Origin of the sequence: Donghicola mangrovi (assembly GCF_013377535.1) — a bacterium.
Classification (GTDB): Bacteria; Pseudomonadota; Alphaproteobacteria; order Rhodobacterales; family Rhodobacteraceae; genus Donghicola; species Donghicola mangrovi.
Window position 1 is genome coordinate 443099 of sequence record NZ_JABCJE010000002.1, and the last position, 24053, is coordinate 467151.

General features: G+C 58.2%; 21 protein-coding genes, 1 pseudogene and 1 CRISPR repeat array. Of the genes and pseudogenes, 6 read left to right on the top strand and 16 right to left on the bottom strand.

What is annotated here, in order from left to right; all coding sequences use genetic code 11:
• Positions 1–18: 18 nt before the first annotated feature.
• From HJ536_RS06630 to HJ536_RS06665, 8 genes are all read right to left on the bottom strand, one after another.
• Complete coding sequence (locus tag HJ536_RS06630; protein WP_177157114.1) at positions 19–1017, bottom strand: ABC transporter substrate-binding protein; 999 nt, start codon at positions 1015–1017, stop codon at positions 19–21.
• Positions 1010–3040 carry an MFS transporter gene (locus tag HJ536_RS06635; RefSeq protein ID WP_228028652.1) on the bottom strand — a complete coding sequence of 677 codons (2031 nt, stop codon included), beginning with the start codon at positions 3038–3040 and terminating at the stop codon, positions 1010–1012. Before HJ536_RS06635 ends, HJ536_RS06630 begins: the two co-directional genes overlap by 8 nt.
• Positions 3037–3801, bottom strand: a complete 765-nt coding sequence (locus HJ536_RS06640; protein WP_177157115.1) for a hypothetical protein — start codon at positions 3799–3801, stop codon at positions 3037–3039. Before HJ536_RS06640 ends, HJ536_RS06635 begins: the two co-directional genes overlap by 4 nt.
• Before the next feature lie 243 nt (positions 3802–4044).
• Positions 4045–4332 (bottom strand): PAAR domain-containing protein, encoded by a 288-nt coding sequence (locus HJ536_RS06645; RefSeq protein WP_228028653.1) that lies wholly within the window; start codon positions 4330–4332, stop codon positions 4045–4047.
• Complete coding sequence (locus tag HJ536_RS06650; RefSeq protein ID WP_177157116.1) at positions 4332–4904, bottom strand: DUF6931 family protein; 573 nt, start codon at positions 4902–4904, stop codon at positions 4332–4334. Before HJ536_RS06650 ends, HJ536_RS06645 begins: the two co-directional genes overlap by 1 nt.
• Before the next feature lie 6 nt (positions 4905–4910).
• Complete coding sequence (locus HJ536_RS06655) at positions 4911–6821, bottom strand: type VI secretion system Vgr family protein (protein ID WP_177157117.1); 1911 nt, start codon at positions 6819–6821, stop codon at positions 4911–4913.
• Positions 6822–6939: 118 nt separating this feature from the next.
• Positions 6940–7530 carry a LysE family translocator gene (locus tag HJ536_RS06660; RefSeq protein WP_177157118.1) on the bottom strand — a complete coding sequence of 197 codons (591 nt, stop codon included), beginning with the start codon at positions 7528–7530 and terminating at the stop codon, positions 6940–6942.
• 100 nt (positions 7531–7630) lie between these two features.
• Complete coding sequence (locus tag HJ536_RS06665) at positions 7631–8377, bottom strand: SDR family oxidoreductase (protein WP_177157119.1); 747 nt, start codon at positions 8375–8377, stop codon at positions 7631–7633.
• A gap of 100 nt (positions 8378–8477) precedes the next feature.
• Here HJ536_RS06665 and HJ536_RS06670 point away from each other — a divergent pair, with 100 nt between their 5' ends.
• Positions 8478–8882, top strand: coding sequence for a winged helix-turn-helix transcriptional regulator (locus tag HJ536_RS06670; RefSeq protein ID WP_177157120.1), 405 nt, complete (start codon positions 8478–8480; stop codon positions 8880–8882).
• Positions 8883–8947: 65 nt separating this feature from the next.
• Here the strand turns inward: HJ536_RS06670 and HJ536_RS06675 are convergent, their stop codons facing one another.
• Positions 8948–9871: a LysR family transcriptional regulator gene (locus tag HJ536_RS06675; RefSeq protein WP_177157121.1), complete on the bottom strand. Its 924-nt coding sequence runs from the start codon at positions 9869–9871 to the stop codon at positions 8948–8950.
• Positions 9872–9965: 94 nt separating this feature from the next.
• On the opposite strand from HJ536_RS06675, the gene HJ536_RS06680 reads away from it, so the two are divergent.
• The 5 genes and pseudogenes from HJ536_RS06680 to HJ536_RS21255 all read left to right on the top strand — a co-directional run.
• Complete coding sequence (locus tag HJ536_RS06680) at positions 9966–10847, top strand: Rossmann-fold NAD(P)-binding domain-containing protein (RefSeq protein WP_177157122.1); 882 nt, start codon at positions 9966–9968, stop codon at positions 10845–10847.
• A gap of 1265 nt (positions 10848–12112) precedes the next feature.
• Positions 12113–14173 (top strand): Hint domain-containing protein, encoded by a 2061-nt coding sequence (locus tag HJ536_RS06685; RefSeq protein ID WP_177157123.1) that lies wholly within the window; start codon positions 12113–12115, stop codon positions 14171–14173.
• Positions 14174–14527: 354 nt separating this feature from the next.
• Positions 14528–15760 (top strand): tyrosine-type recombinase/integrase, encoded by a 1233-nt coding sequence (locus HJ536_RS06690; protein WP_177157124.1) that lies wholly within the window; start codon positions 14528–14530, stop codon positions 15758–15760.
• 115 nt (positions 15761–15875) lie between these two features.
• Positions 15876–16067 carry a helix-turn-helix transcriptional regulator gene (locus HJ536_RS21250; RefSeq protein ID WP_177157125.1) on the top strand — a complete coding sequence of 64 codons (192 nt, stop codon included), beginning with the start codon at positions 15876–15878 and terminating at the stop codon, positions 16065–16067.
• Between the two features lie 500 nt (positions 16068–16567).
• Positions 16568–16694, top strand: a pseudogene (locus tag HJ536_RS21255) (transposase); the annotation flags it as partial.
• A gap of 157 nt (positions 16695–16851) precedes the next feature.
• A CRISPR array of direct repeats spans positions 16852–18342; the repeat unit is 29 nt; unit sequence CGGTTCATCCCCGCGCATGCGGGGAACAG.
• A 114-nt stretch (positions 18343–18456) separates the two neighbouring features.
• Here the strand turns inward: HJ536_RS21255 and cas2e are convergent.
• From cas2e to casA, 7 genes are read right to left on the bottom strand one after another with little or no spacing between them, the layout of a single operon-like run.
• Entirely contained in the window at positions 18457–18735 is a 279-nt protein-coding gene (gene cas2e / locus HJ536_RS06705) for a type I-E CRISPR-associated endoribonuclease Cas2e (protein ID WP_177157126.1), read from the bottom strand.
• Positions 18732–19670, bottom strand: coding sequence for a type I-E CRISPR-associated endonuclease Cas1e (gene cas1e, locus HJ536_RS06710; protein ID WP_177157127.1), 939 nt, complete (start codon positions 19668–19670; stop codon positions 18732–18734). The genes cas2e and cas1e overlap by 4 nt, the downstream gene beginning before the upstream one ends.
• Positions 19667–20329: a type I-E CRISPR-associated protein Cas6/Cse3/CasE gene (cas6e, locus tag HJ536_RS06715; RefSeq protein WP_177157128.1), complete on the bottom strand. Its 663-nt coding sequence runs from the start codon at positions 20327–20329 to the stop codon at positions 19667–19669. The genes cas1e and cas6e overlap by 4 nt, the downstream gene beginning before the upstream one ends.
• Positions 20329–21027 (bottom strand): type I-E CRISPR-associated protein Cas5/CasD, encoded by a 699-nt coding sequence (gene cas5e, locus HJ536_RS06720; RefSeq protein ID WP_177157129.1) that lies wholly within the window; start codon positions 21025–21027, stop codon positions 20329–20331. Before cas5e ends, cas6e begins: the two co-directional genes overlap by 1 nt.
• Positions 21024–22091 (bottom strand): type I-E CRISPR-associated protein Cas7/Cse4/CasC, encoded by a 1068-nt coding sequence (gene cas7e, locus HJ536_RS06725; protein WP_177157130.1) that lies wholly within the window; start codon positions 22089–22091, stop codon positions 21024–21026. The genes cas5e and cas7e overlap by 4 nt, the downstream gene beginning before the upstream one ends.
• A complete protein-coding gene (casB, locus tag HJ536_RS06730) occupies positions 22088–22564 on the bottom strand; it encodes a type I-E CRISPR-associated protein Cse2/CasB (protein WP_177157131.1) in 477 nt (158 codons plus the stop codon). The genes cas7e and casB overlap by 4 nt, the downstream gene beginning before the upstream one ends.
• Positions 22561–24042, bottom strand: a complete 1482-nt coding sequence (gene casA, locus HJ536_RS06735) for a type I-E CRISPR-associated protein Cse1/CasA (protein ID WP_177157132.1) — start codon at positions 24040–24042, stop codon at positions 22561–22563. Before casA ends, casB begins: the two co-directional genes overlap by 4 nt.
• Positions 24043–24053 lie beyond the last annotated feature (11 nt).

Here is a 24053-nt window from a genome sequence, read left to right on the forward strand (position 1 = left end):
CGGCGCGCCGCTGTGTCCCTATTGTCGGACTACCTCGGCGATGTTGATCAGCTGGATTGGCGGATAAAGGTCGAGCGCCTTGGCGGTATCGGCGTTGATGAACACCGAGAACCGGTCGAGCGAAACAATCGGAAGCGTTGCCGGATCAGCTCCGTCCAGCAGAATTTTGCGGGCCTGCGCGGCGGCCAGTTTGCCCACATTGGCATAGGCATTTGCGACGGCCATCAGGGCTTTGCTGTCCTGAACCATCTGCGCATAGGCGGTGAAAACGGGCAGCCGCTGGTCGATCGCCGCGCTGGTAAACGCATCGCGGTTTTCGAGGTTAAAGCTGCTGGACCCCACATAGATCGCGTCCGCCCCCTCCGCCTTGAGCTGTGCCATCAGCGCCGGAATTTCGGCAGGGTCAGCCAGACCATCGGCATTCAGCGTATAGTCGAGCGAAATCACCTCGAACCCCTCGGACGGCCCAAGGTTGGTCAGCACTTCGGTGTTCAGGGCAGAGTTGCTTTCGGTTGGGTCGTTGATCACCCCGATTTTCGTGGGCGCAAAGTAGGTTTTCAGAAGCGCGATCTGGGTCTCTTCGGGGACGCGGTTGCGCACGCCGGTGATCGCGTCACGACCACTGGCCTCGTAGCTTTCGACGATGTCAGAGCGGATCGGATCGGCCACGATCATGAACAGCGCCGGAATGTCGCCGATGGGGCTGCCGCGCCCGTAATCGGCCCGTTTCCCAAGGATCGCGTCGGTCACGCTGGTGCCCCAGGTGACTACCAGATCGGGCTTGGTGTCGTTGATCTGCTGCTGGACGATGGGCAAGCGCGCTTTGTCCTTGTCCACGTCGATCACGTTGACCTGCACGGGCAGATCACGGTCGGAAAAGAAGCGGCGGAAGCCTTCGCAGGCCTCTTCGCAGCCGCGCCAGACCACCATGTCGATCTGCGCGGGCGCTTCGGCGGTGAATTCGGCGTGGGCGGGCGCAGCCAGCCCCAAGCCAAGGGCGATCAGAAGGTTACGCATCGGCCACCTCCGCCTTTGATCCGAAGATCGAGATCAGCGCCATCACCAGACCGATTGCCGAAATCCCAAGCCCCAGCAGGGCCGCGGTGGTTTGATAATCCAGCCGGACCAGCATCGCCGCCACCAGCACAGGCCCCGCCACGGATCCGATCCGTTCCGAGGTACGCAGCAGGCTCAGGGCACTGGTGCGGGTGATGTCGGGGCTTTGTTCAGCGGCCTCCATTGCGGCGACGATCAGGGGCGCCTTGATGAACGCATGGACCACGCCAAGGGCAGCGACCACCGCCAGAACAGCGGCCACGGTTGCGCTCTGGTATAGGCCCATCAGCACGATCCCCGACATGATGGTCGCGCCGATGACGATGGCCAGATTGCGGTTCAGCCGGTCGGCAAAATGCGAGGCCACGGGGCTGATCGGGATAATGATCAGCGAATAGAGCATCATGATCCGGCCGATTTCGGACTGCGAGGCCTCGAGGCTGGCCAGATAGATCGGCACGAACAGATAGAGAAAGCCGGTCAGGATGATCTTGGCCGGAATGGCGCAGAACAGCACGATCAGCACAAAGCGGCTGTTGCGCATCAGCGTGCCGATGGCACTGCCCGCCCCTGCCGGTTTCTTGGCCGCAGTCGCTGCCCCCACATCGCGGCTCAGCATCGCAAATCCCAGCACCCCTGCCAAAGAGGCCAGCCCGATCGAGACCAGAAAGACCTGTTTGTACCCCAGCCAATCGGCCAGAATGCCGCCGATGGCCGTGCCGCACATGGTCGCCGCCATCAGAACCCCGACAAAGATTGCCATGCCTTTGGCGCGGTTTTCCTTGGTCAGGATCGCGGCGATATAGCTTTGGGCGCTGATGGTGATGATCGCATAGCCAAGCGCGGTGATCGAACGGGCAATCACGATGTCATCGGCGCTGCGCGCCAGATAGCAGCCCACATATCCCGCCAGCGCAGGCAGCAGCCCCACCAGAAACAGGCGCCGGTTGCCGAACCGGTCCACCAGCCCGCCCGCAAAGGGGGTGATGGCCGCAATCACGAACATAAAGCAAGAGATCGGCAGGCCAACCATAATGCTTTTCTCAAAGAAATCCGTCGGTTGGTAGTATTCCGCGACAAACAGCGGCAAAAAGGATTTCTGCAACTCTTCGGCCACGCAGAACACAAACAGCGGGATGCGGGCGTCGATGATGGTCGCCTCGGACGGGACCACGCGGCGGTCCAGATAATAGCGTTCGGCCAGATGATCGACCATCCGCACGCCCGCTTGACGCAGGGCGGCGACTTGGTCGGCCAAGGCGTCATTCATCGCATTCAGGCCGTCAATAAACCGTTTGGGCAGCGTATCGCGGGCGGAATTCTCATAGAGGCCCAGATCGCCCAAGGCGCGCAGGCGGATGGCGCGCTCGACCTTGCGCAGGGGCTCGGTGATGCTGAATCCGGTCAGCACAACGACGATTTCGACCGCCACCAAGGTCACCGCCATCAGGATCACGACCGAGTCGAAAAACACGCTCTGCATCTGTGCGACCACATAGGCGGGGTCGGTGTGGGCGATGACGTGGCCCACGGCTTGGCCCTCGTACATAATCTCGGCGGTGGCTTGGGTCGCGCCATAGGTCTGGCCCGAGACAATAGCCAGCACCGCGTTCGATCCGTGCAGCAGGCTGGCGGCAAAGGTATCGGGCTCTGCCGCTGTGCCGTCCGCACCTACGGGCATCGGGCCGGGCTGAACCTCGATCAGGCTGAGTTCGGGATGCACCTCGGTCAGGTCCGAGACGAACTTGTCGACCCCGCGCAGTTTGTCGAAGGGCACGCCGATGGACAGCGCATATTCGATGTCATTGCGCACCTTCAGGGCGACACTTTCGGTTTTGGCCAGAATAAAGGGCTGGAGCTGGTTTTCGTACTGGGTGATCGTCGTCAGGATGCTGAGCGCCGCGGCCACCAGCATCGACAGGGCCGTCACCAGAAAAAGCCGGCGCCCCAGACTGACCTCTAGACCTTTGCGTGCGGTGGTCATCGGGTGGCCTCCTGCATGGTCGAGAGGTCGCTTTCGGCCTGCGCGTATTCTGCATTTCCGGCCTCAAGATCGCGGGCCAGCATTCCGGCCTCGCCCGTGTGGGTGCCGGTGACGGTGCCGCGCAGCGGGGCCTGTTGCAGCAGGCCATAAATCGCGCCCACATCGCGGAACATATAGACCACCAAGGGGATCAGCGCGGCTGCCACCAGCCCGAAGATCAGCCCGTAATTGTCCAGAAGGTTGCCGCGTACGGTCGCTGTTGACGCCATCGCCACGTCCGACCGCGCCATCAGGATCACCGCGCCCATCACGATCCCCGAGGAATCGAGCAGCGTCCGGCCCGAATAAATCCAGTCCCCGCGATCAATCGCGCTTTCCTGTTCGCTGACCGAAAAGATGCGCCGCAGAACCGCGGCACGGTCGCCTTCGGGCAGACCTTCGGCATCGGATTGCACCAGCGGGCGGCCCGTGGGCGACACAACGATGATCCGCGAAATGGTGGGATCTTTTTCGACCTCGCGCTCAATCAGAGGCTGAAGACCGACGATCTCTTCGATCGCTAGTCCGACCTGCTCGGCGCGTAGAACGCTTGCCTCGATTGTGGACCCGACGACCTGCATCTGAGAGGCCGTCGCCTGCCCCACCAGCGACTTGAATTTCAGTACATTCAGGCTGAGCTGCATCGCCAGCATAGCCACAATGACCAACCACGCAGATAGCAGAACTTTCAGATAGAACTCACGGAAAAACAACAGGTTCATTGGTCACTCCGATAGATTCATTCCATACGGGTAACCAAAAAACTCGTGCCAGAAGGGCGCCGTTCAAAGCTGTGGGTCACGCATCCGACCCTAGAGCTTACCTTGAGTTAACTCTCGCAAAGGTGATCGTGTCAACCAATCTTAAGGCTATCAAAAAGGATGTGTCGGTATCCAAGGGGATGGAAAGAATTTAGAAGTTAGAATGTGTTGCGGATCGGGGATGGCTCTACCGCAGGAAGGCTTTCATCCGCCGATCAAGACCGTGGGGCATCCCAGAACGACCGTGCCGCCATGGGCCGTGGTGTCGCCCATCCGCGCCACGGGTTTTCCGGCTGCCAGAACTGTTGCACTGCCTTTCACGATAGTCGCGGGCGGGCCAACGCAGGTGCACAGGCTGCCCACCCCCGCCACGGGGACGTTGCCGACCAGAACCATGGGCGTGCTGAACATCGAGATCGGTCCCCCCACATGGGGCACAATCCCCGTCACCATCGGGCAAACGGTCATGTCTCCGACGCGGGCGGCCAGCATCAGCGCGCCTCCTCGAGGCAGGGCCACGCGCCATCGGCGACGGCCACGCCGGCTTGTGCCACGCGGGTGGCAAAGTCCGTGCGGTCCGGTTCCTCTAGTGGGGCCAGCAGACCGACCGCCCCCAGCAGCGCCTTGGCATGAAGGTAGGGTTGCGGCAGCACCACCGGCAGGTCCGGCGCCACGATGCTGCCAGAGCCGTTCCAGAACACCGCGTGACACAGCCAGCCAAAGGGATTGTCGGTGCCCAATGCCTCGGACAGATCAGCGCAGCGGCGGCGGGCGCGCTCGGCGGGTTCCTCGACCCACATGCGGACGGTGTTCCGCGCACTCACCGCATCGGGCGAGGTCATGGGCGCTTCGGCCAGCAGGGTCAGCGCCCAACAGATGCCTTCGCGCGGGGGCAGCCCGTGGGCGATCAGCTGGATCAGGTCGAACAGGGTGTCGGGCGTCGTCAGCGCGGTCACCGCTTCGGCGGTCGGCGTTTCGGGGGTGATCAGCGCCGCGCCCTCTTCGCTCAGGGCAAAGCGGCTGATGATCGGGCCGCAGGTGTCATAGGGGATCTTTTTCATCATGGCACCTCAGTTCACCTTAACCAAGGCGCCCTTGATTTCCGTCATGCCGCCCCCCTCGACCGAGGCCATGGCAGAGCCTTTAAGTTTCGCCATCACCGAACCTTCGGCGGTCAACTGCGCCCCCTTGAGCGTCAAGGGGCCAGTGGCCTGCACACTGCCCTGCCCGCCCGACAGCGCGAACTTGGCCGAGCCTTTGCCGGTCAGCTGCGTCGCCTCCAGCGTCAGGTTCGTGGCCTTGATCGTGATCCCCGAGGACGTCATCTCGATCGAGCTACTGCCGACCTTGAGCGTCAGTTTGCTCTTGCCGGTCAGGGTGATGTTCTGGGCATCAAGGGTCAGGTCCTTGGTGATGTCCACGTCCCACGATTTCTCGATCTTGCGGCTGGCCTCGCCCTTGATGGTGATCTTTTCGTCCTTGGTCACCGTGGTGGTCGCGGTGTCCTGCACGGTCAGGGCATAGTCCTTGGCCGCGTTCAGGGTCAGCAGTTCCTTGTCCTGCGCGTCGTCAAAGATCAGCTCGTTGGCCTTGCCCTTGAGTTTGGTCGAATAGCCGGTCTGGGTGGTGTTGGCCTTGGCAAAGGGCGGCTTGTTCTTGGCGTTGTAGATCTGGCCGGTGATCACGGGGCAATCCGGGTCCCCGTGCAGGAAAGACACCAGAACCTCTTGGCCGACGCGGGGCGTGAACTGCCCGCCATAACCCTTTCCCGCATAGGTTTCCGCGACCCGCAGCCAGCCGGTGGTGTCCTTGGTTTCCTTGCTCTGATCCCAGAAAAACTTGACCTTCACCCGCCCTTCGGCATCGCAGGCGGGCTCTCCGTCATTGCCGCCAACGACAAGGGCGTTGTGCACGCCGGCCAGAACGGGTTTGGGCAAATGGGGCGGCAGGTAGGGCGCATCCTTGGGTGCGGCACGGAAACGGGTCCGAATGCCGTTGCCGGTGGCCTCGAACTCCAAGGCGTTGATTACATAGCTGCCCTTCATTTCTGCGTCCGAGACCTTGGCCAGTTTCAGCGCCTGTCCGGGGAACAGCGCGGGATGGTCGGTGCGCCCCGCCAAACGGCTCTCGCCGCCTTGGGTCTGGCGGGCAAAGGTGGTCGCGTCGGCCTTGACCGTCGCCCCCCGCGCCGCGCGGTATTCCACCACCGACGGCGTGCCGGTCATCTTGGTATCGGTTGACGTTGTTGGCCCTCCTATAGCCTGCGCGGCCTTTTCCACGTCATAGCTGGTCAGGCTGACCTTGCCCGACACGATCTGGCGCCCCAGCCCCATGCCGTGTCCTTGGAACAGCTTGGCATCGGCGTTGGCGGGATCGGTTAGCTCGGCTTCGCCGGATTTGTTCGCCGGAAAGGGTTTGGCCGTGTCGTGCACAAGCATTGTGGTGCCGTCCTGCCCGTCGTGAAAGAAATAGACCAAGCCATCCTCGGCCAAGAGGCGCTCGACAAAGCTCAGGTCGTTTTCGTTGTACTGGATGCAGGTCTCGCGTTTGGGCGGTGTTGCGGTGATGGACAGCTTGGCGCGGCTCAGGCCGTTGCGCTCCAGCACAGCTTTCAGAATGTCGACGCTGCTTTGGTTCTGGTAGATGACCGAGGCGCTGCTGTACCCCAAAAGCGCCAGAAACGGCCGGACCAATAGGCGGCCCCGCTGACGTTCGGACATGGCGTTCGAGGTGTCGGTGATCAACTCGACATCGGTGACGATCCCGCAGTAGGACCGCGCCTTGACCGCTGCCGTCTGAAGCGCGGGCGGCAAAGTGATCTCTGCGGTTTTGCCCAGAAAATCTTCGACCTTGCCGGTCAGTTCGGACAGCTCCACCCGATATTCGGGAATGGCCGAGACCATTTCATGGCCCGTGAACCCGTCCGCCCCAAGGGCCGTCTTGCCGTCGATGGAAATAAAAGCCGAGAACGCGCCTGCCATTTTCACTGCATCTGTCTGATTGCATGGGAACAAGCTGCACTGGCATCGCGCGTTTCCGCGGCTCACCTGATTTAGGTTAGAATGACTTCGCCGGATGTGACAAGGGAATTAACGCAGCTTAAGTCAGTTCCAGCGCCGCCAGCACTACTACCGTCATCATCGAGGCCGCCATCGCCTTGTTGATGATAGAGTGGGTGCGCGGGGACAGATCCAGTTGGTTGACCTTGATCCCCGCCCACAGCCACAGCAAATGGATCGGCACCCAGATCGTGTTCATGATCAGGAATTTCAGCAGAACCTCGGTCCAGTAACTGTCCGGCAGAAACCCGAAACCCGTATATAGCGCCGTATTCACCGCATAGGCCTTGGGGTTCATGATCTGTAGCAGTACGCCGCCGGTCAGGCCGGGGGGATCGCTGCGCTCGATAAACGCCAGTCTGGATTGGGCAAAGGCGATGCGGACGGCCAGATACAGCAGATACGCAAAGGACAGCAGAAACAGCAGCGCCCTGATGCGGTCATCCGCCAAGACCAGCGCCGCAAGACCGCTGATCACCGCCAGCCCCACGAGGTTCGTCCCCAGAAACAGCCCCGAGACATAGCGCAGCCCCGCCCTGCCCCCAAAACCCGCACCGACCCCCGCCGTCGAGAGCACTCCGGGACCGGGGGTGATGATCAGAAAGAACACCGCCAAGGCAAAGGTTAGCATGACGGGCTCCTGCGGTCTGTCATTCGGGGCATCCTAGGGGGCGTCGGGCCGCTCTGCCAAGGGGGTTGCGGGGGCGTGGTTGGTGAATGTGGGTCGGGGCTCAGCCGTTGATGGCGGTGAAAGCGGCGTCAAAGCGGCCCTCTGCCTCGGCCCGCCTTTGGAAGTTCACGCGGGAGACGAGGATTTCGTCAGGCATTTCCGGCAGGTTCAGCAGGCACATGATTTCGGCGGTAAACTCCGACAGAGGCATTGCGGCGGCATTGCTGGACTGGCCAGGGGTGAGGTCGGTCGCCACCAATGGCGGGGCAATCTCGTGCACCGAGACCGAGGTGGTCCGCAACTGGTGGCGCAGGGATTGGGTCCACGAATGGATCGCCGCTTTGGTCGCCGAATAGACGGGGTTCGCGGACTTCGGCACAAAGGCCAGCCCCGAAGACACCGTGATCAGCGCCGCATTCGGGCGGGTTTGCAGATGGGGCAACAGATGGGCTGCAAACTGGATCGGTGCGGTCAGGTTCGTGGCGATCGTGCGGTCGGCCACATCCAGCAGGACGGGATTTGCAGAGTAATCCTCTGCCTCCATGATCCCTGCGTTCAGGATCACAGTGTCCAGGTCAGGGTGATCCGCGATGACCGTGACGCAAAACGCAGCCACCGCCGTTTGGTCCGTCACGTCCAGCGCATAGCCGGCCATTCCGGGATTGCTCTCCAGCGTTTCCTGCAGGGACGACGGGTTCCGGCCCGTGATAATGACCCGATTACCGCCGGCCAGCATAGCCTCGGCCAAGGCGCGGCCGATGCCCGAATTGCCGCCAGTGATCAGAATTGTGCGATTGGTGAATGCCATGTTGTGTCCTTTCTTAACTGGAAGGAACATGTCGTCGCCGCTATCCTGAAGAAAGAAGGCACCGAAAAGATTTATACTTACCGAAAAGAGAGTGTGGACCATGACAGCCGGATCTTTGCGCGATGATCTGAAGACCCTGCCCGACACTTCGCCCGAGGTTGATCGCTTGGTGACCGAGATTATTTCCCGTGTCGCCGACAAATGGACGATGCTTCTAATCGAAATCCTGACCGAGCGCGAGTGTTGCCGTTTCGGAGAGCTGTTCCGCGCCTGCGAAGGGATCAGCCAGAAAATGCTGACCCAGACCCTGCGCGCGATGGAGCGAGACGGGTTGGTGACCCGCACGGTCTATCCCGTGGTTCCGCCAAAGGTGGAATACCGGCTGACGGACTTGGGGCTAGGACTAAGCAAAGCGTTTTGCGGGGTCTGGCACTGGGCCGAAGCGCATTTCGAACAGATCGAACAGGCCCGGCGCGACTATGCGGCCAAGGCCGAGAACGAATAGCACGATGATCACCCTGATGTTGCCCTCTCTGACAGGGCCGGAACCGGCGTCTCAATGGAATAAAGCTACAGAACCGTCAGCTGGTCGTTGCCGCCCTTGATGTGCCGGATCATCGCTTGTTCCAACACGCGCCAGACACGGTCGACGCGCGGCGTGTGGCGCAGCACCTCGGGCGCTGTCAGCCACACCGGCAGAGAGGGCGTGGGTATCTCGGGCACCAAATGCTCCAGATCCGGTTCAGCGCGGCCCAAGGTGACTTGCCCGAAACCGATCCCGCAGCCCGCCTTGACCATCTCCCAATAGACCGACTGGTTGTCCGTCCGCAGGACAAAGCTGTCCCGCGTCGCCTCGATCCCCAGTGCCCGCATCCCATGCAGCAGCAGATCGCTGCGATCATACCCGATCAGATCATGCCCCATCATGTCCGCAATGGTTTGCGGCCGCCCGCGACGTTCCAGGTAGGCGCGACTGGCAAAGGCCCCGATCCGGATGTCCCCCAGAGGCCGCGTCACCATATCCAGCTGCGTCGGGCGGTACATGCGCAGGGCGATATCCGCCTCGCGGAACAGCAGGTTCTCCGTGGTGTCCGAGGGCACAAGATCGATGTGAAGCTGCGGAATATCCCGCCTCAGGTCTGCCAACACACGGGGCAAGACGTAGTGCGAAATGATGATCGACGCGGTGATCCGCACCGTTCCCGACAGCCCCGCATCAGCCCCTGCCGCGGCAAGTCGCATTTGCGCGGCAGCAGCCTCCATGCTTTGGGCGTGGGGCAGCAGGGTCCGCCCTGCCTCGGTCAAGGCAAGCCCGCGCGGTTGCCGGTAGAACAGCTCGACCCCTATGGCTTGCTCTAGCGCGTGAATTTGTCTGCTGACCGTCGGCTGGGACGACCTCAGCGCCCGCGCCGCGGCTGACAATGATCCGGTCTGCGCCACACGGGCGAAGACTTTGAGCAGTGTCCAATCCAGATCAGCGGGCGAAATATCCATTCATATGTGGATAGCACATCCCCAACTTCTGGCAATTTCTATTCATCGGCGTTCGAGGGATAATCCCCTCATCCGACCATGAAAGGAGAGCGCCATGACCGGAACAGTGTTAATCCTAGGGGCATCCGGCAAGATCGGACGCCATGCGAGTTCGGCCTTCAACGCGGCTGGGTGGACCGTCCGCCCCTATGATCGCCAAGCAGGCGACATGATCCGTCAAGCCGCAGGCGCGCAGGTTATTGTGAACGGCCTGAACCCGCCGAACTACCACAATTGGGGCGAATTGATCCCGCAGATCACCGCGCAAGTTATTGATGCCGCGCGGTCTTCGGGAGCGACCGTGATTGTGCCCGGAAATGTCTACGTCTTTAGCGAGACGGCAGGCGTCTGGTCCGAAACCACGCCCCACCGTCCGGTAAGCCGCAAAGGCCATATCCGCGAAGAGATGGAGCAAACCTATGCGCAATCCGGCGTGCAAACGATCCTGCTGCGGTCTGGCGACTTTATTTCCGGCACGGCGGGAGACTCGGATCTGATGGGCGTTATGCACCTGCGCAGCCTGAACCGGGGCGTGGTCACCGCCCTTGGCCCCGCAGATACGATGCATGCCTTTGGCTATCTGCCAGACTGGGCCGACTGCGCGGTGCGTTTGGCCGAGAAACGAGCGGAGTTGCCCTTCTGGACCGATGTCTGCCTTGGCGGGGCGAATTTCACGATTAACGAGCTGGCGAGGGTTCTGTCTGACGCGCTAGGTCGGCCCTTGCAGGTCAAGGAGTTCGGCTGGTGGCAGCTGCGTCTGGCCGCGCCGGTCTGGGAAATGGCTCGGGAACTTATGGAAATGCGCTACCTGTGGGAAACGCCGCATAGCTTGGATCAGAGTAAACTGACTGCCCTGCTCCCCGAGTTCCGCAATACGGATTTGCGGACCGTGATGTGCGCGGGTCTAACGTTGGAAAAGATGCGCCGAGCGGCCTAGTGGCCGAGCGTATTGCACTTTCTCGGTGACGTAACCAGCCCGTCATCGTGAGCAAAGGCCCGAAGCTCCAGCTTCGGGTGGTCCAGAGTTGGTAGGCACAGCCTGCTATCTCTCGACCTTGAAACAAGAACCGGCTCCTCACGTAAGAAAGACCGCGAAGCGCATCAATCGCAGCGGCGATCCCGCTTTTGAAGGAATATTGCACTTACAGGTGCCTCGGGGGAACGCGTCCAAGGTCGAGCGCACAAGCCTTGAAACGAATCACTTTCACTTACCTTCTCTGCGCAACTAGAAATCTGCTTGCGCTAAGATCGCAGACAATCCCAAAGACGAAAAGGAGATTGTTCTGGAATTTCTCTAAAATCGATTTCGAATTATGTCATAATATTGGCTTATTTTGGTAAGTTTTGTGTAATTACACTACTGAGATTGTGTAATTACAATTTAGGGGTTATCAAAATTTGGACGAGCGTTCTCGGATGTAATTTGCCGCTTCCACTCAATAACACACAAGTAGCGGTCAATGATTTTGACGGGGCGCGGTTGTAGATAAATGATGCCTTCTGACTGAATAGTTTCAGTTGGCGGGAATGCCGTGAAAGCTGGAAACAGAAATTTCTGAGGGGTTCGCGTTTAAAACACGCTTCTGTGTGCGATAATCACTGATGCTTCAAATGAAGTTTTGGTCTCATGTAGAGGTATTGATTTTAAGAAATGAAAGTCGGTCGCGCTGCGAGATAGCTGCAATATCGGCTGGTGTCATATAGAGGTGTTTGAGAAGGATGAGTGTGGAATAACTGCTGAGAGCAGAGGTTAGAAAAGTGGGGACTGAACTTCTGTGTCACTTATCGGCAGGAAGTTAGGTGTCGATTTTCCTCTTTAACAGTAAAGAATTCAATCTTCTCTACGACTTGCATCTCTCTCCAATGAGAAAGAATTCTTCCTATTTGATAAGTCCGTTTTGAAGGCGATCATCGGATTGATGAAATAAATAATTCGAGAACCCTTCTCGTTGTCTAGCGCCCTCCAAAGGCGAGAGAGCGGCTAAATGCGGCTAATTGAATTTTATATATAATTTGAGATTTCTGAAGTTCCTTCCTAATTAAAATTTCAGGCGCGCCATCAATCCATTTGAGATTGTTTCCAATAATATCGCGCCGAGCGGCTTTGGCTGGAGAAAATCACAGGTCTGAATTTGTGGCCTTAATATCTTAAAAACCGTTTCGGCGTTTGCCGGGCGGAGTCGGTACAAGTGGAATGTGTTTATGGCATCAACTCTGGATGTAACTGGTTATCTTTACGCCTATAACGGGACCTTGGCGCAACTGCTTTCGCTTACAGTTATGCCGTCCTTTACCTCTGTATCGGGCACGATTGCCATTACCGACGACAATGGCGTCTTGACTTCGGGCGAAACCAGTAGCCTGACGATCAACGGGTCCACTCAATCGGTCGATTATGAGGGTGTCGCGAGCTTTAACTCCTATAGTCTGATCGGCAGTTTACTTGGCGCGCTTCTGGGATCTACCGATGCGGCTGTCTTCACGACCGCGACGGGCAAAATCTATGTTTATGCGCCGGACGGTTTCCCTGCCCTGTCCGGAATTGCGACGACGATTACCCTCGATAGCTCGGCCTCTTACGATATGGTGCCGGACACTGCTGGCGTGGACGGCACCAGCGGTGATGACATTATGCCAGTCGGCTACACCGATGCGGGCGGCGATCAGATTACCGATTACAAGGCCGGCTTTCTGGGGATCGGCTACCAGTCGGGCAATGACTCGATCTACGGCTATGCGGGCAATGACAGCATTAATGCAGGCAGCGGGAATGACCATGTGTCTGGCGGCACCGGCAACGACACGCTGCTAGGGGCGGACGGGAATGACACGCTCTACGGTGACGAAGGCAATGACAGCATCAATGGCGGTGCAGGAAATGACCTGATTTATGGCGGCACGGATGACGACACCATTACCGGCGGCCTTGGCAAGGACACGGTCTACGGAGGCGACGGCAATGATACGTGGCTTGCGGGGGGCACCGACAGCGGCACGGACATTGTTCACCTCGAGGGCGGCGACGACGTTGCCGAGGTTGGTTACTACACCCCTGCTGACGGGATTGAGATTCTGGATGGCGGTGACGGCAACGACACGATCGCGCTGGATGCGGCTGTCGTCGACGCCTTCGATATCGGCATCACCCTGAACGATGACGGCACGGCGACGAACATCGGCTTCAGCACCGAAACCCTGAATTTCGAGAACGTGCGCGGGAACTCTGGTGCGAACCAGATTACCGGTAACTCTTTGGACAACGAACTGATCGGTGTGGGCGGGCAAGACACCCTGTCCGGTGGCGCCGGGAACGATACGCTGGACGGCGGGGCGGACAGTGACACTCTGGCTGGCGGTGACGGTGATGATGTTCTGATCGGCGGGGCCGGAGCGGACAGTCAAACGGGCGGTGCGGGCAACGATCTGTTTATCATCGGTTCGGCGGCGGACGCGAACGGCGATGTCATCATTGGCGGCACGGGGCCGGATGGCACCACCGACATGGACCAGATCGACCTGAGCGCGCTGGACCCCTCTACCTATACCATCACCGCGGTCGATGATCCGAACGACAGTGGCGCTAAAATGGGGACAGTGAACTTCACCACCGGCGAGGTTCTGACCTTTAGCGGGATCGAGATCATTTGTTTTTGCGACGGGACCGAGATCATCACCATCGACGGCCCCACACTGGTCGAGGATCTGAGAGAAGGCGATCTGGTCCTGACGATGGACAATGGTTACCAGCCGGTGCGCTGGATCGGATGCAAGGCGCTGTCCCCGGCTGACCTGCAAGCCTCTTCGAAATTACGACCGATCCGCATCGCTGCCGGCGCGCTTGGACGTGGCACCCCGTCTCGGGATCTGCTGGTGTCGAGGCAGCACCGCGTTCTGCTGCGCTCGGCGATTGCCGCTCGGATGATCGGAGTCAGTGAGGTTCTGGTTGCTGCGGTCAAATTGCTCGGCGTTCCCGGGATCGAAGTCGCGATGGATGTGCAGAGTGTGAAATACTTCCACATTCTCTTTGACCGTCACGAAATCATCTTTTCCAACGGCGCAGCCACCGAGAGTTTGTTCACCGGCCCCGAAGCGCTGAAATCCGTGTCCGAGGACACCCGCGCCGAACTACTTGCGCTGTTCCCCGACATCGAAGCAACGACAGAGCGCGTGGCCGCCCGACATATCCTGTCCAAAGGTCGCTCGGTGCAACGTCTGATTGCGCGTCACGCGAAGAACCAGAAAGAGTTGGTGGATTTGATTTGATTTGATTGGGGCTGAGCGTTCAACAGGCGGCCACGCTGGTCGCTGAAGCGGAGAAAAGTCGGCAGCCTTTCTGTGGGCTTTCGCCTTACAAGTGCTCTTTGTGGAGCCAAATAATCTCAAGATAACTAGGAGCTCGGGGTCCTAAAAATTTCGGAACGATTGAGTGTGAGTACGTTTGTGGGTAATGGCGGACAGTGAGACCGCCATTATAGTATCTCTGTGGGGCTCATGCGCGTTCTAATATACTGCTTTTATAATTATATTTAGATACTTGACGGATAGTTCGATTTCCGGAAGTCTCACAGCGTTGCAGGTAGCCCCACTCAAATGTGGGGCCAGAAGTGGGGCTGAGAGATGGTAAAGCAGCTAACCGACACACAAGCACGTGCTCTAAAGGCAGGCGGAAAAGCTGTTCCAGTTGGGGGCGTCAAAGGGCTTCGCTTGATCCCTGGTAAGCTCGATGGACGCGGAAAGTACGAACTCAGGTTCACCTCTCCTGTGACAGGAAAACGAAGGGATATGGGGCTTGGAAATTACCCAGATATCTCTCTTGGAAAAATCCGAACGATTGCTATCCAGCACTGGCAGGTGATTGATGAGGGCCGCGATCCGATCATGGTGCGCGATGAAGAAAAGCGAGCAATCCATCGCGCCTCTGCAAAGATGACATTCAAGGAAGCCGCCGAGAAAGCCTACGCGCAAAAGAAGGATGGCTTCAAAAATCAGAAGCACAGTGCGCAATGGATCAATACTCTGCGGCAGCATGCATATCCACGTGTCGGAAACCTGCCAGTTGAGGGCCTGACCACATCTGACTTTGCCGAAGTCCTGAAGCCAATTTGGCTGAAGACCCCGGAAACTGCGGATCGCGTGAGGCAGCGCTGCCATGCGGTTATGGAGCACTGTATTGCGGAACAGCTCATCCAAACCAATCCGCTTCAATCTGTTAAGAAACTGCTGCCACAGCAAAAGAAGGCGTCCAATGCACATCACTGTGCGGTTCCTTATCTTGACCTGCCCGATGTCATTCGGCTGATCTATCCCGATCCGCAAAAGGTCTCTGCAGGCCGTAGTGCGCTCACGTTTGTGATCTTGACGGCCACCCGTTCTGGAGAGGTCCGCAAATTGACTTGGGATCAAATCGATTTCGCCGAGCGGATGTGGCACATTCCTGCTGAGAACACCAAAACAGGTGCCTCCCATGAAGTCCCGCTAAGCGAGCAAGCGCTTAGAATTCTGAACTATCAGCGTGGTTCCTATGATGGCGACTATAAAGAAGTCTTTCGTGCAAGCGCACGCGGTCCGCTCAGCGACATGACCCTCACGAAAGTTCTGCGTGACAACAACATTGTTGGAGACGTTCCGGGACGCACAGCCACGACCCATGGTTTCCGTTCGACGTTCCGCGACTGGGCTGCGGAAAACGGGTATCCCTTTGAGGTTGCCGAGGCAGCCCTTGCTCATACGGTCAAAGGGGGCGCTGTCAGGCCATATTATCGCACCCGCCATCTTGAACAACGGAAGGACATGATGAACGCGTGGGGCGACCATGTGTTCTCAAAATGGGATGTTCTCAAAGTTACTTAGCATCGCGCCAACGCGCGATGGCTATCTGCAGTCAATGCATTCCTAATTTTGCATTCGTTAATCTGAGCGCAAACATTTTCATGTAAAACTGTCCTCATAGAAGGATCAGTCCAAAATGGAGACTACGAAAATTATAAAAATCCGCGCTGTCTGTGAGATGACACAACTCAGTCGCGCAACAATTTACAGGAAGCAGGTGGCTGGCGAGTTCCCGTCTTCCGTTAAGCTCAGCACACGATGTGTGGGCTGGTATGCAGACGAAATTGAAATGTGGCTCGGGCAATTGCCGAGAACACATAGCGGGTAGCTCTCTGTATGAAAAGTCACATTCATTCGAACTCTTAACAGAGGTAAACCATCTCTTGTGACCTGTCTTGGCTTCCCTTACCGAGAAACCTTCGCAGCGCGCATTTCGCAAACACAACTGCCCGCCCCTGATCTGCCAAGACATCAGCGATCGCTCTGGGACATCCGCGGATGTGGAAGAGCAATTCCTATCAACCGCAGTCAGTTATCCTTCGGAAAGAAGATGGAGTTTTTGACCTGAAGCTACGCAAGCGTAAAACGGGCAATAGCTTAGAGGCCCGACTTCTAGCTCTCGAGATGTTGGATGTCACAGAGAACTGACCCATGTGGAAACCTTCCCCAACGCGATTTGTCAGGGATCTTTGGGTAATTTCTCCCAGATTTTGGGGGATACAGAATTAGAATTTTCTTGGCAGGATGAACGAAGAGATTCCGATGAATAAGACACGTTTCACAGAGACCCGGAACATGGACTTCCTGCGCCATTGAGGGCGGTCTTCCTGCCGCGAGCATGGGATTAGCAGCGCTACACTGTACAAATGGCGAACGAATTATGGCGGTATGGATGCAAGCCTAATTTCAGAGCTGAAGGAGATGGCCGAAGAGAATAGGCGCCTAAAGCGCACGTTCGCGCACGTCAACATGCAGAACGATCTACTCAAGGAAACGCTGGGACACACGAGTCGGCCAACTCAAGGCCGGGAGTTGGCCGTAAAAGCGGTGGCGGTGTAGGGCGTCAACATTGCGCTGGCCTGCCTTACATTCCAATCAGTGAGACGTGTTATCGAAGCAGCCCCGCGCATGCGGAGAACAGTGAAGTCCAAGGTGATGAATCCACACCTATCACGGTTCATCCCCGCGCATGCGGGGAACAGGAACACCTGGATAGGTGGGTGGAAACGGCGGACGGTTCATCCCCGCGCATGCGGGGAACAGTTGCACGATCAGGGGGATCAGCTTCATCATCGCGGTTCATCCCCGCGCAAGCGGGGAACAGGTCTTTGAGATGTTCAGCCAGTTCTTTACGGACGGTTCATCCCCGCGCATGCGGGGAACAGTTGTCCACCATTGTCTTTCCTCGCCCGCTGGCCGGTTCATCCCCGCGCATGCGGGGAACAGTTTCCATCGAGCCATTCTTGATACGCAAGGGGCGGTTCATCCCCGCGCATGCGGGGAACAGTCCGCGCTTGCCGGGCTCGGTAAACGCATCCTCGGTTCATCCCCGCGCATGCGGGGAACAGACCTGCTCTTGCAGCAGCAATATGCGCTCACGCGGTTCATCCCCGCGCATGCGGGGAACAGCTGCGCATGGCCTCCAGTTCCGTGGCGGTTTTCGGTTCATCCCCGCGCATGCGGGGAACAGGTCCTCGCCGTCCGCCCGGCGCTGCCAGAGCGGTTCATCCCCGCGCATGCGGGGAACAGGGATCATTCTGCCACCCGCGCCCGCTTCCACTCGGTTCATCCCCGCGCATGCGGGGAACAGGCATCGCGGTCAGGGTCTGCCGCAACCTGCATCGGTTCATCCCCGCGCATGCGGGGAACAGCGGCCACCACCTGGCCCCAATCCGCTGGATTGCGGTTCATCCCCGCGCATGCGGGGAACAGGCGAGGAAGCCCCACTGTTCAGTTGTGATTGCCGGTTCATCCCCGCGCATGCGGGGAACAGTGCGCCCTCCTCCCATGAACGGATTGCTGCCACGGTTCATCCCCGCGCATGCGGGGAACAGAACGCCAAGATTTGACCGTCCCGGCGGGTCAACGGTTCATCCCCGCGCATGCGGGGAACAGGAGATCGCTTCCGCCAGCTAAATATAACTGACCGGTTCATCCCCGCGCATGCGGGGAACAGCTCAATCCGCTCAAGCAGCACGGCGACGGTCTCGGTTCATCCCCGCGCATGCGGGGAACAGGCGTTCGCGTTTACCCATGCATTAACGGTGCGCGGTTCATCCCCGCGCATGCGGGGAACAGTACCTCGAGATGAACAAAGAACATCTCCATCTCGGTTCATCCCCGCGCATGCGGGGAACAGGCCGCAGAAATCCTATCAACAACGTGGTCATTCGGTTCATCCCCGCGCATGCGGGGAACAGTGACGGCGAAGACAATCGAACTCTCGATGCCGCGGTTCATCCCCGCGCATGCGGGGAACAGAGCGCCAGGCTATCGCGAGCGATGCGCCTAATCGGTTCATCCCCGCGCATGCGGGGAACAGTTCCGCTCTTGCCTGCGGTTGTACTCGCACCCCGGTTCATCCCCGCGCATGCGGGGAACAGGCTTCCTGTAGATGGCTGAAACACAATAGTTTTTCAATTGTCAAAGAACGTACCGGAAAATCAAGTGCTTTGCTCCATCCCGAATTTCAACGGTGGCGCGCTCGGCAACGCCTCCTATTTCGGAAGAAAGCTGACCAGTTGTAGGCCGTCAAAATCGACTGGCATGCGGCGGTTTCGACCAATTGTCAGAAAGTCGTAGCCCTGATCTGTGGGGGCCTTCCAGATCATCACTCCGTCGCCATCCTCGATGCCGAGCTCGACTTGTTCCCAGATCATTTGCCGTGTTCTAGCACTATAGTCACCGACGTAGACACCTGCTCTGACCTCAAGCAGCCACGCCGCCAACCGCCCCCTGAGCCGTGGTGGCGCATTGGAAATCACCACGACCATCATCTGTGCCCATCGTCCCCACTCTGCGCCGGATCATCGAATGCGGGACCCAACGCTTCGGGAGCCACATCCGGTTTCGGCATCTCTCCGGCTGACAAGACTTCCTCGATCCTGGGGATGATGTCTGAAAGTAATCCGGTTTTGCGAAACATGTCGCGACAAGCCAAACGAACTGCACGGTCCGGCGACATGTCCAGCTTGCCCCTTGCAGCTTGACCGGCGATGCGAAAAGCTTCGGGTACAACAGTGGTCAGTTTGTAGAGATCAGCAACATCGTAGACGAAAGACAGCGGTTTTCCCGTGTGCAGGAATCCAATGGCTGGTGCATAACCCGCAGCCAGCACAGCAGCCTCGGCCAAGCCATGCAGACATGCTGTGGCAGCCGATAGGCACCGGTTAGGAATATCTCCCGCGTCCCAGTCGCTGACATCGTAATTTCTACGCTTCCAATTCACACCGTATTGCTGCGCAAGTAGCCCATAGGTTTCACGCACGCGCACGCCTTCGATGCCGCGTAGCTGGTTGATAGAGCGTCGTGAGGGCGCGTCCTCGTTAAAGCGCATTGCGTACATTTTACGTACAACACGCAGGCGCGCAGCGTCATCTAGCGCGATCGAGGCTTGCCAGAGCAATTTGTCAGATCGTGCCCCTCCCGGTTGCCCTGCCGAATAAAGCCTGACGCCGCCCTCCCCGACCCATGTGACCAGCGTTCCCACGCGTGCGGCCAATGCGATGGCGGCGTGGGAAATTCGGGCACCGGGTTCCAACATCAGACCAGCCAAACCACCAATCGGGATTTGGGTCCTAGTCCCGTCCGCGTTTACTGCAACGAATGCACCGTCTGAAACATCCAGTTGGGCACGCTCGACAAAGACGAGCTGCGCCCGATCCTTCAGCGGGATCGGGCGCGGAGGTGCCATACCCGGCAGGTTGCTCATGATGCGCGTCGAAGCAACATCAAGCCGCAGCCAAAGGCCTTGGCTCTGCCGAACCCCTTACCCACCGCTGCAACAAAAGCGGCAGGTTCGGTGATCTGAAGTTCACCTTCGAGATCCAAAATGCCAAACTGTGGCTGCTTGTCTCTGGGCCCGCGGTAGGCTGGCAAGGCATGCACGGTATAGTCGCTAGCCACACAATCTAGCACCCTGAACCCGTGGGCTGCACCCTGTCGTTCCATCCACGCGGACCCTTCGGCTGTGGCGACATCCATTCGCTGTTCCGCACGTTCCTCAGAGGGCAAGGCATAAAGAGCGTCCATCACCACATCGACACGCTTCTTGTCCTTGGAGCGTGTTGCATTCGCCCGCAATGCAAAACGCAGCCTATCCCCCTGCCCCAGATCCGGAGCAAAGGGCTTGCTGTCCACATTGGCAAATAGTTCGGTCGGCACCGGAGGGCGTTCAGACAAAATCAGGAAGGTGCCTTTGCCCTCTTCGCGCCAAAGGAAATCCCGCGTCCTATCGGCACTATCCGCGAATAATGTCCAAAGCAGGCGGTGATGTGTATCTGTGCGATTTCCCGCCTCTGACGGCATTAGAAGTTTATCCAGCGCCTTGACCGAGGGAGCGCGCGATAGGGAGGCTTTGGTTAGATACATCACTCACCTCCTGCGCGGATTTCGACCGTGCGGAATGCCACGTTCCGAGGCGCAAAATGCCATAAGTTTCGATCCAGCGGACGGTCATGTCTGGTTTCGACATGGGTGTCTCCGCCCTCGGCATCGGTAATCAATCTACGAGCCGTACATTTGCCACGCCAATACGGGATCTGGACCATAGCCAACGCCTCTTCCGGTGTTTGCGCGACGACGATGCGTGGGCACACCGGAGCAGACAGAGGACAAGACTTTCGCCCAAAATACAGCGTGAACACTGGAGCAAGGAGAGCCTTCTCAAGCTTTTCCAGGTCGTCTCCCCAGACTGCCACACCGAACAGCGGGCCAGTCCGATAGTCTCGGAGAGTGATCGTTGTGTTCGTCTCTCGCCCAGCAGTGCGCAGTGCCTCCGGGCGTGAGTTCGGCTTCTTAGCCTTTGCAGAGGGGACCGTTTCTACGGTGTGATAGTCACGAAAATCGGCTTCTTGGTTTCCGGCATCAGAGGAGAAAGCAGCGACAGCCATACCCAAGCTGTCCAGGCTGGAAAAGTCGCCATCGCGGCGCATTCCAAGTGCGGCCCCAAGAAGCCCTGTCACAGCTGATCGTCCGGGCCAGAGCTGCGTTCCACGCCGCTCGTGCCCGGCTAGATCTCCCATCGCACCGATAGTGGCCGACAGAGTAAAGACCAGATAGTCCGTCATTTTACCGCTGCCGCACCAGCAAACGCGGCAATCTCGTCAAGCGTCCCTTCGCCAGCAGGGACATTCATTGTTTCCTGAGCTGCATACGCAGCACCGTAAGCGCGATCGATCTTCTCAACCGCATCTTCCAACGCCTTGACCGAGGTCTCTTCCCACGGCTGCGCCTTTACCGGAGCAAAGAATGCGCCGGTCAGATCACGGGGTTGCTGGCTGCCCTTCTCTGCGCGGATGTAATATGCCCGCGGGCGATGTGCGAAGCTGTTCTGTTTACCAGTCGGTGTTGCGGTCGCAGCAGCGCGAACCAAGGCTTCGATACCTTTTGCGGCCAGCTCTCGATCTCCCTTAAGGTTCTCGATCAGAAGATCAACGTTAACGCAAATATACTGATAATAAATGCCTGACCCAAAACCACTTTCGCCCAAGTGACCCGCGCCGCTATCTTCGGCTTTGTTCAGGTCATCCACCGCGGAATACCAGTCATCTTCTGTAACGGCCTGATGCGTGGTAATGGCATGCGCCACCTGAACTGCCGCATCACGATTGAAATCGGCATCGTCGGCCAGCATGCGTCCGAACATTGCGATATCAATGGCCCCGTCGGCTTTCCGAAGAACCAGTTTCTTTAGGTCTTTGTCTTTAGGTAGGTCCTCTCCGTTCAAGACCTTCAATGCAAGATCCTCCGCCAATGCCCACTCTTCGGGGGAAATAAATGCCAGAGTCGTTCCCCGCTTTTCTTCTGGGATCTTCTTGTCAGGCGTCTCGATTTTGCCGAAGATCTTCGCTACTTCCTCCCCCGCTGCGACCGCCGCTTCCATCTCTGCACCGTTTTCGACAAGTTTGTCGCGAAGGTTTTCGAACAGACGTTTGGTGCGTGTGCCCTTATGATCCTTCAGATCCAAGGCAAAAAATGCGCTCTCGCGAATGGCGCGTTTGATCGATTGAGACGAAAGACGCAGACGCGGTGCGCCGCCCACATTCGCCTGCTTGGGGCGCCCCTGATCGTCACGGTTGGGGTTCGAGGGGCCGTATTTAGTCAGCAGGTGAAGTTGTACAAAGGTGGTCATTCTGTCGTCTCCTCGGAAATCGAGCGGGGTGCCTCGGCACCGAAATAATCAAAGCACCAACTGGTGCGGGTTTTCTCGCCCCAGAACAGCAAATCCTGTCCAAGAGCAGCGACGTTGCAGCGATAGCCAACCAAGGGCAGCGCCCTGCGTAGACCTGTGGCGATCTCGTCGTTGGAGGCTCGCATTAACTTCTGAAACCGCAGGTGAGACAGCGCGGGGTCATTGCCACCCAGAGCCTTTGCCAAGGTTGCACCATCGTCACCACGCACCTCAGCCAAAACCTGAACGAGGCGCACCAGCCTTTCAGCATCGTGGATATCCAGATCTTTCGCCAATTCATGCACTTCGGGTTCGCAGAGAACCGAAACCGCATCACCACGGCGTAACTTTGCAGCCAGTGCGCGCCCTCTGGCGGTTTCCCGATCCAGAGACCGTTTCCACCAGGCACGAATTTTCAGTCCATGATCACTCATGCGGCTTTTCCTTGTTTTTTGGACTTCGCTGGCAGGGGCAACCCCAAAGCGGTGAATGCATCTGCCCCCATTTTCCCGTAGCCCGAGAGCGTCAGCCCAAGTGACTTTCGTGCCCCGACAATAGCTTGGATGTCCTGAGCGCTCCGCTGGTCCATTCCGGGCAAAGCGTGGCGGTCGAACTGGCCTAAAGCCTGGGTTCGTAGAATTTTAATCCATTGAGGTCCCACCGCAGCATTTTCATCGGCGATCAATTGTTGGACCAAATCCAGAAATGCAGGCTCAGTTTCGCGGAAGAACACTTCTCGCTCGGCCTCTCTGGCTTCGCCTTCAGACAGCAAGGTCGCAAGCGAACTTCGAAGAGAAACCGCGACCTTATCGGCAGCCTCAACCATGCCAGAGAGGATAAGCGCTCCTTCTTCCGACAATTTCAGGAAAGGGTGCACCGAGTGAATGAAATCCCGAGGCTTCATGTTGTCCATGGACCAACCGGCAACGATCACATCGGCCTTCTTCTCCAAACTGTACCCACGCTCCTCCCAACCAGCGACACATGCCGCCCGCATCGCGAGTTCCGAGTCTTTCGATTTCGCCAAAATTCCCAAAAACTGCCGATAGCCAAACGATCCGGCACGGGGATGGACCGGCAAGGCCTGTTCCCCTGCTTTGACACGATAATATGGGCTCAGAGGGTGCATCCAGATGCCGTAGTTGTTGCCATTTTTCTTCTGGACAACTCCGGTGACGAGATTCTCTTCACAAATCAGTCGCAGCCGACGCGGCATCCCGAAGAAGGCCTCTACATCGAATTTGCCACCTTGGGGCGGCTCTACCGTTTTGCTCGGGTGATCAGAAACACGGGTGGGCTTCATCCACGGCAGATCATTCAGTTCACCTGCCTCGCCGTATGGCACATTCGCCCAAACCAGAGACCACAATCCCTCTTTGGGATCGACGAGGGTCACCATCGGACCGCCACCACGCATCGAAGTACGGTTCCCCGCGCCTCCGGCAGGTGCATGTGCTTGGAACGTGAACAGAGCCATTGCCGCAAGCGGCAGGTCCAATCCCTGATATCGATCCCTGTGCACCATCAAATCGGCATTGTTCTTTGCCGTATTTCCGCCAGAGCTATCAATGAACAACATATCAGGCGATTTCGCATCGCTCCCCAGATCTTCGAAATCCTGAAGGAACAATGGGCCGTCCCCGACCAAGTTGAATGCAGGCGCAAAAACTTCTAGTCGCTCACGCAGCCGCTCGGGATCAGGGACTTGCCGATCCCCCCAGTCATCGATGTCTTCTGGCGGGTCCGCCAGAAAGACCAAGCCGATCAACAGTTCTAGACAAGCGATATTCAGATCAGCCCGCGGCCAATCCGGGCGCAGAATATTTGTGTCAGCCATTTGCCACGGCGCAATAACGCGGCGCGCACCAGTGGTATCGACGACAGGAATCCACGCATCGGTAATGAGGTTCAAAGTCACGTCGA

Coding starts and splice junctions, on each gene's coding strand:
- HJ536_RS06630 (WP_177157114.1), bottom strand. CDS start 1,017: ATGCGTAACCTTCTGATCGCCCTTGGCTTGGGGCTGGCTGCGCCCGCC.
- HJ536_RS06635 (WP_228028652.1), bottom strand. CDS start 3,040: ATGACCACCGCACGCAAAGGTCTAGAGGTCAGTCTGGGGCGCCGGCTT.
- HJ536_RS06640 (WP_177157115.1), bottom strand. CDS start 3,801: ATGAACCTGTTGTTTTTCCGTGAGTTCTATCTGAAAGTTCTGCTATCT.
- HJ536_RS06645 (WP_228028653.1), bottom strand. CDS start 4,332: ATGCTGGCCGCCCGCGTCGGAGACATGACCGTTTGCCCGATGGTGACG.
- HJ536_RS06650 (WP_177157116.1), bottom strand. CDS start 4,904: ATGATGAAAAAGATCCCCTATGACACCTGCGGCCCGATCATCAGCCGC.
- HJ536_RS06655 (WP_177157117.1), bottom strand. CDS start 6,821: ATGGCAGGCGCGTTCTCGGCTTTTATTTCCATCGACGGCAAGACGGCC.
- HJ536_RS06660 (WP_177157118.1), bottom strand. CDS start 7,530: ATGCTAACCTTTGCCTTGGCGGTGTTCTTTCTGATCATCACCCCCGGT.
- HJ536_RS06665 (WP_177157119.1), bottom strand. CDS start 8,377: ATGGCATTCACCAATCGCACAATTCTGATCACTGGCGGCAATTCGGGC.
- HJ536_RS06670 (WP_177157120.1), top strand. CDS start 8,478: ATGACAGCCGGATCTTTGCGCGATGATCTGAAGACCCTGCCCGACACT.
- HJ536_RS06675 (WP_177157121.1), bottom strand. CDS start 9,871: ATGGATATTTCGCCCGCTGATCTGGATTGGACACTGCTCAAAGTCTTC.
- HJ536_RS06680 (WP_177157122.1), top strand. CDS start 9,966: ATGACCGGAACAGTGTTAATCCTAGGGGCATCCGGCAAGATCGGACGC.
- HJ536_RS06685 (WP_177157123.1), top strand. CDS start 12,113: ATGGCATCAACTCTGGATGTAACTGGTTATCTTTACGCCTATAACGGG.
- HJ536_RS06690 (WP_177157124.1), top strand. CDS start 14,528: ATGGTAAAGCAGCTAACCGACACACAAGCACGTGCTCTAAAGGCAGGC.
- HJ536_RS21250 (WP_177157125.1), top strand. CDS start 15,876: ATGGAGACTACGAAAATTATAAAAATCCGCGCTGTCTGTGAGATGACA.
- cas2e (WP_177157126.1), bottom strand. CDS start 18,735: ATGATGGTCGTGGTGATTTCCAATGCGCCACCACGGCTCAGGGGGCGG.
- cas1e (WP_177157127.1), bottom strand. CDS start 19,670: ATGAGCAACCTGCCGGGTATGGCACCTCCGCGCCCGATCCCGCTGAAG.
- cas6e (WP_177157128.1), bottom strand. CDS start 20,329: ATGTATCTAACCAAAGCCTCCCTATCGCGCGCTCCCTCGGTCAAGGCG.
- cas5e (WP_177157129.1), bottom strand. CDS start 21,027: ATGACGGACTATCTGGTCTTTACTCTGTCGGCCACTATCGGTGCGATG.
- cas7e (WP_177157130.1), bottom strand. CDS start 22,091: ATGACCACCTTTGTACAACTTCACCTGCTGACTAAATACGGCCCCTCG.
- casB (WP_177157131.1), bottom strand. CDS start 22,564: ATGAGTGATCATGGACTGAAAATTCGTGCCTGGTGGAAACGGTCTCTG.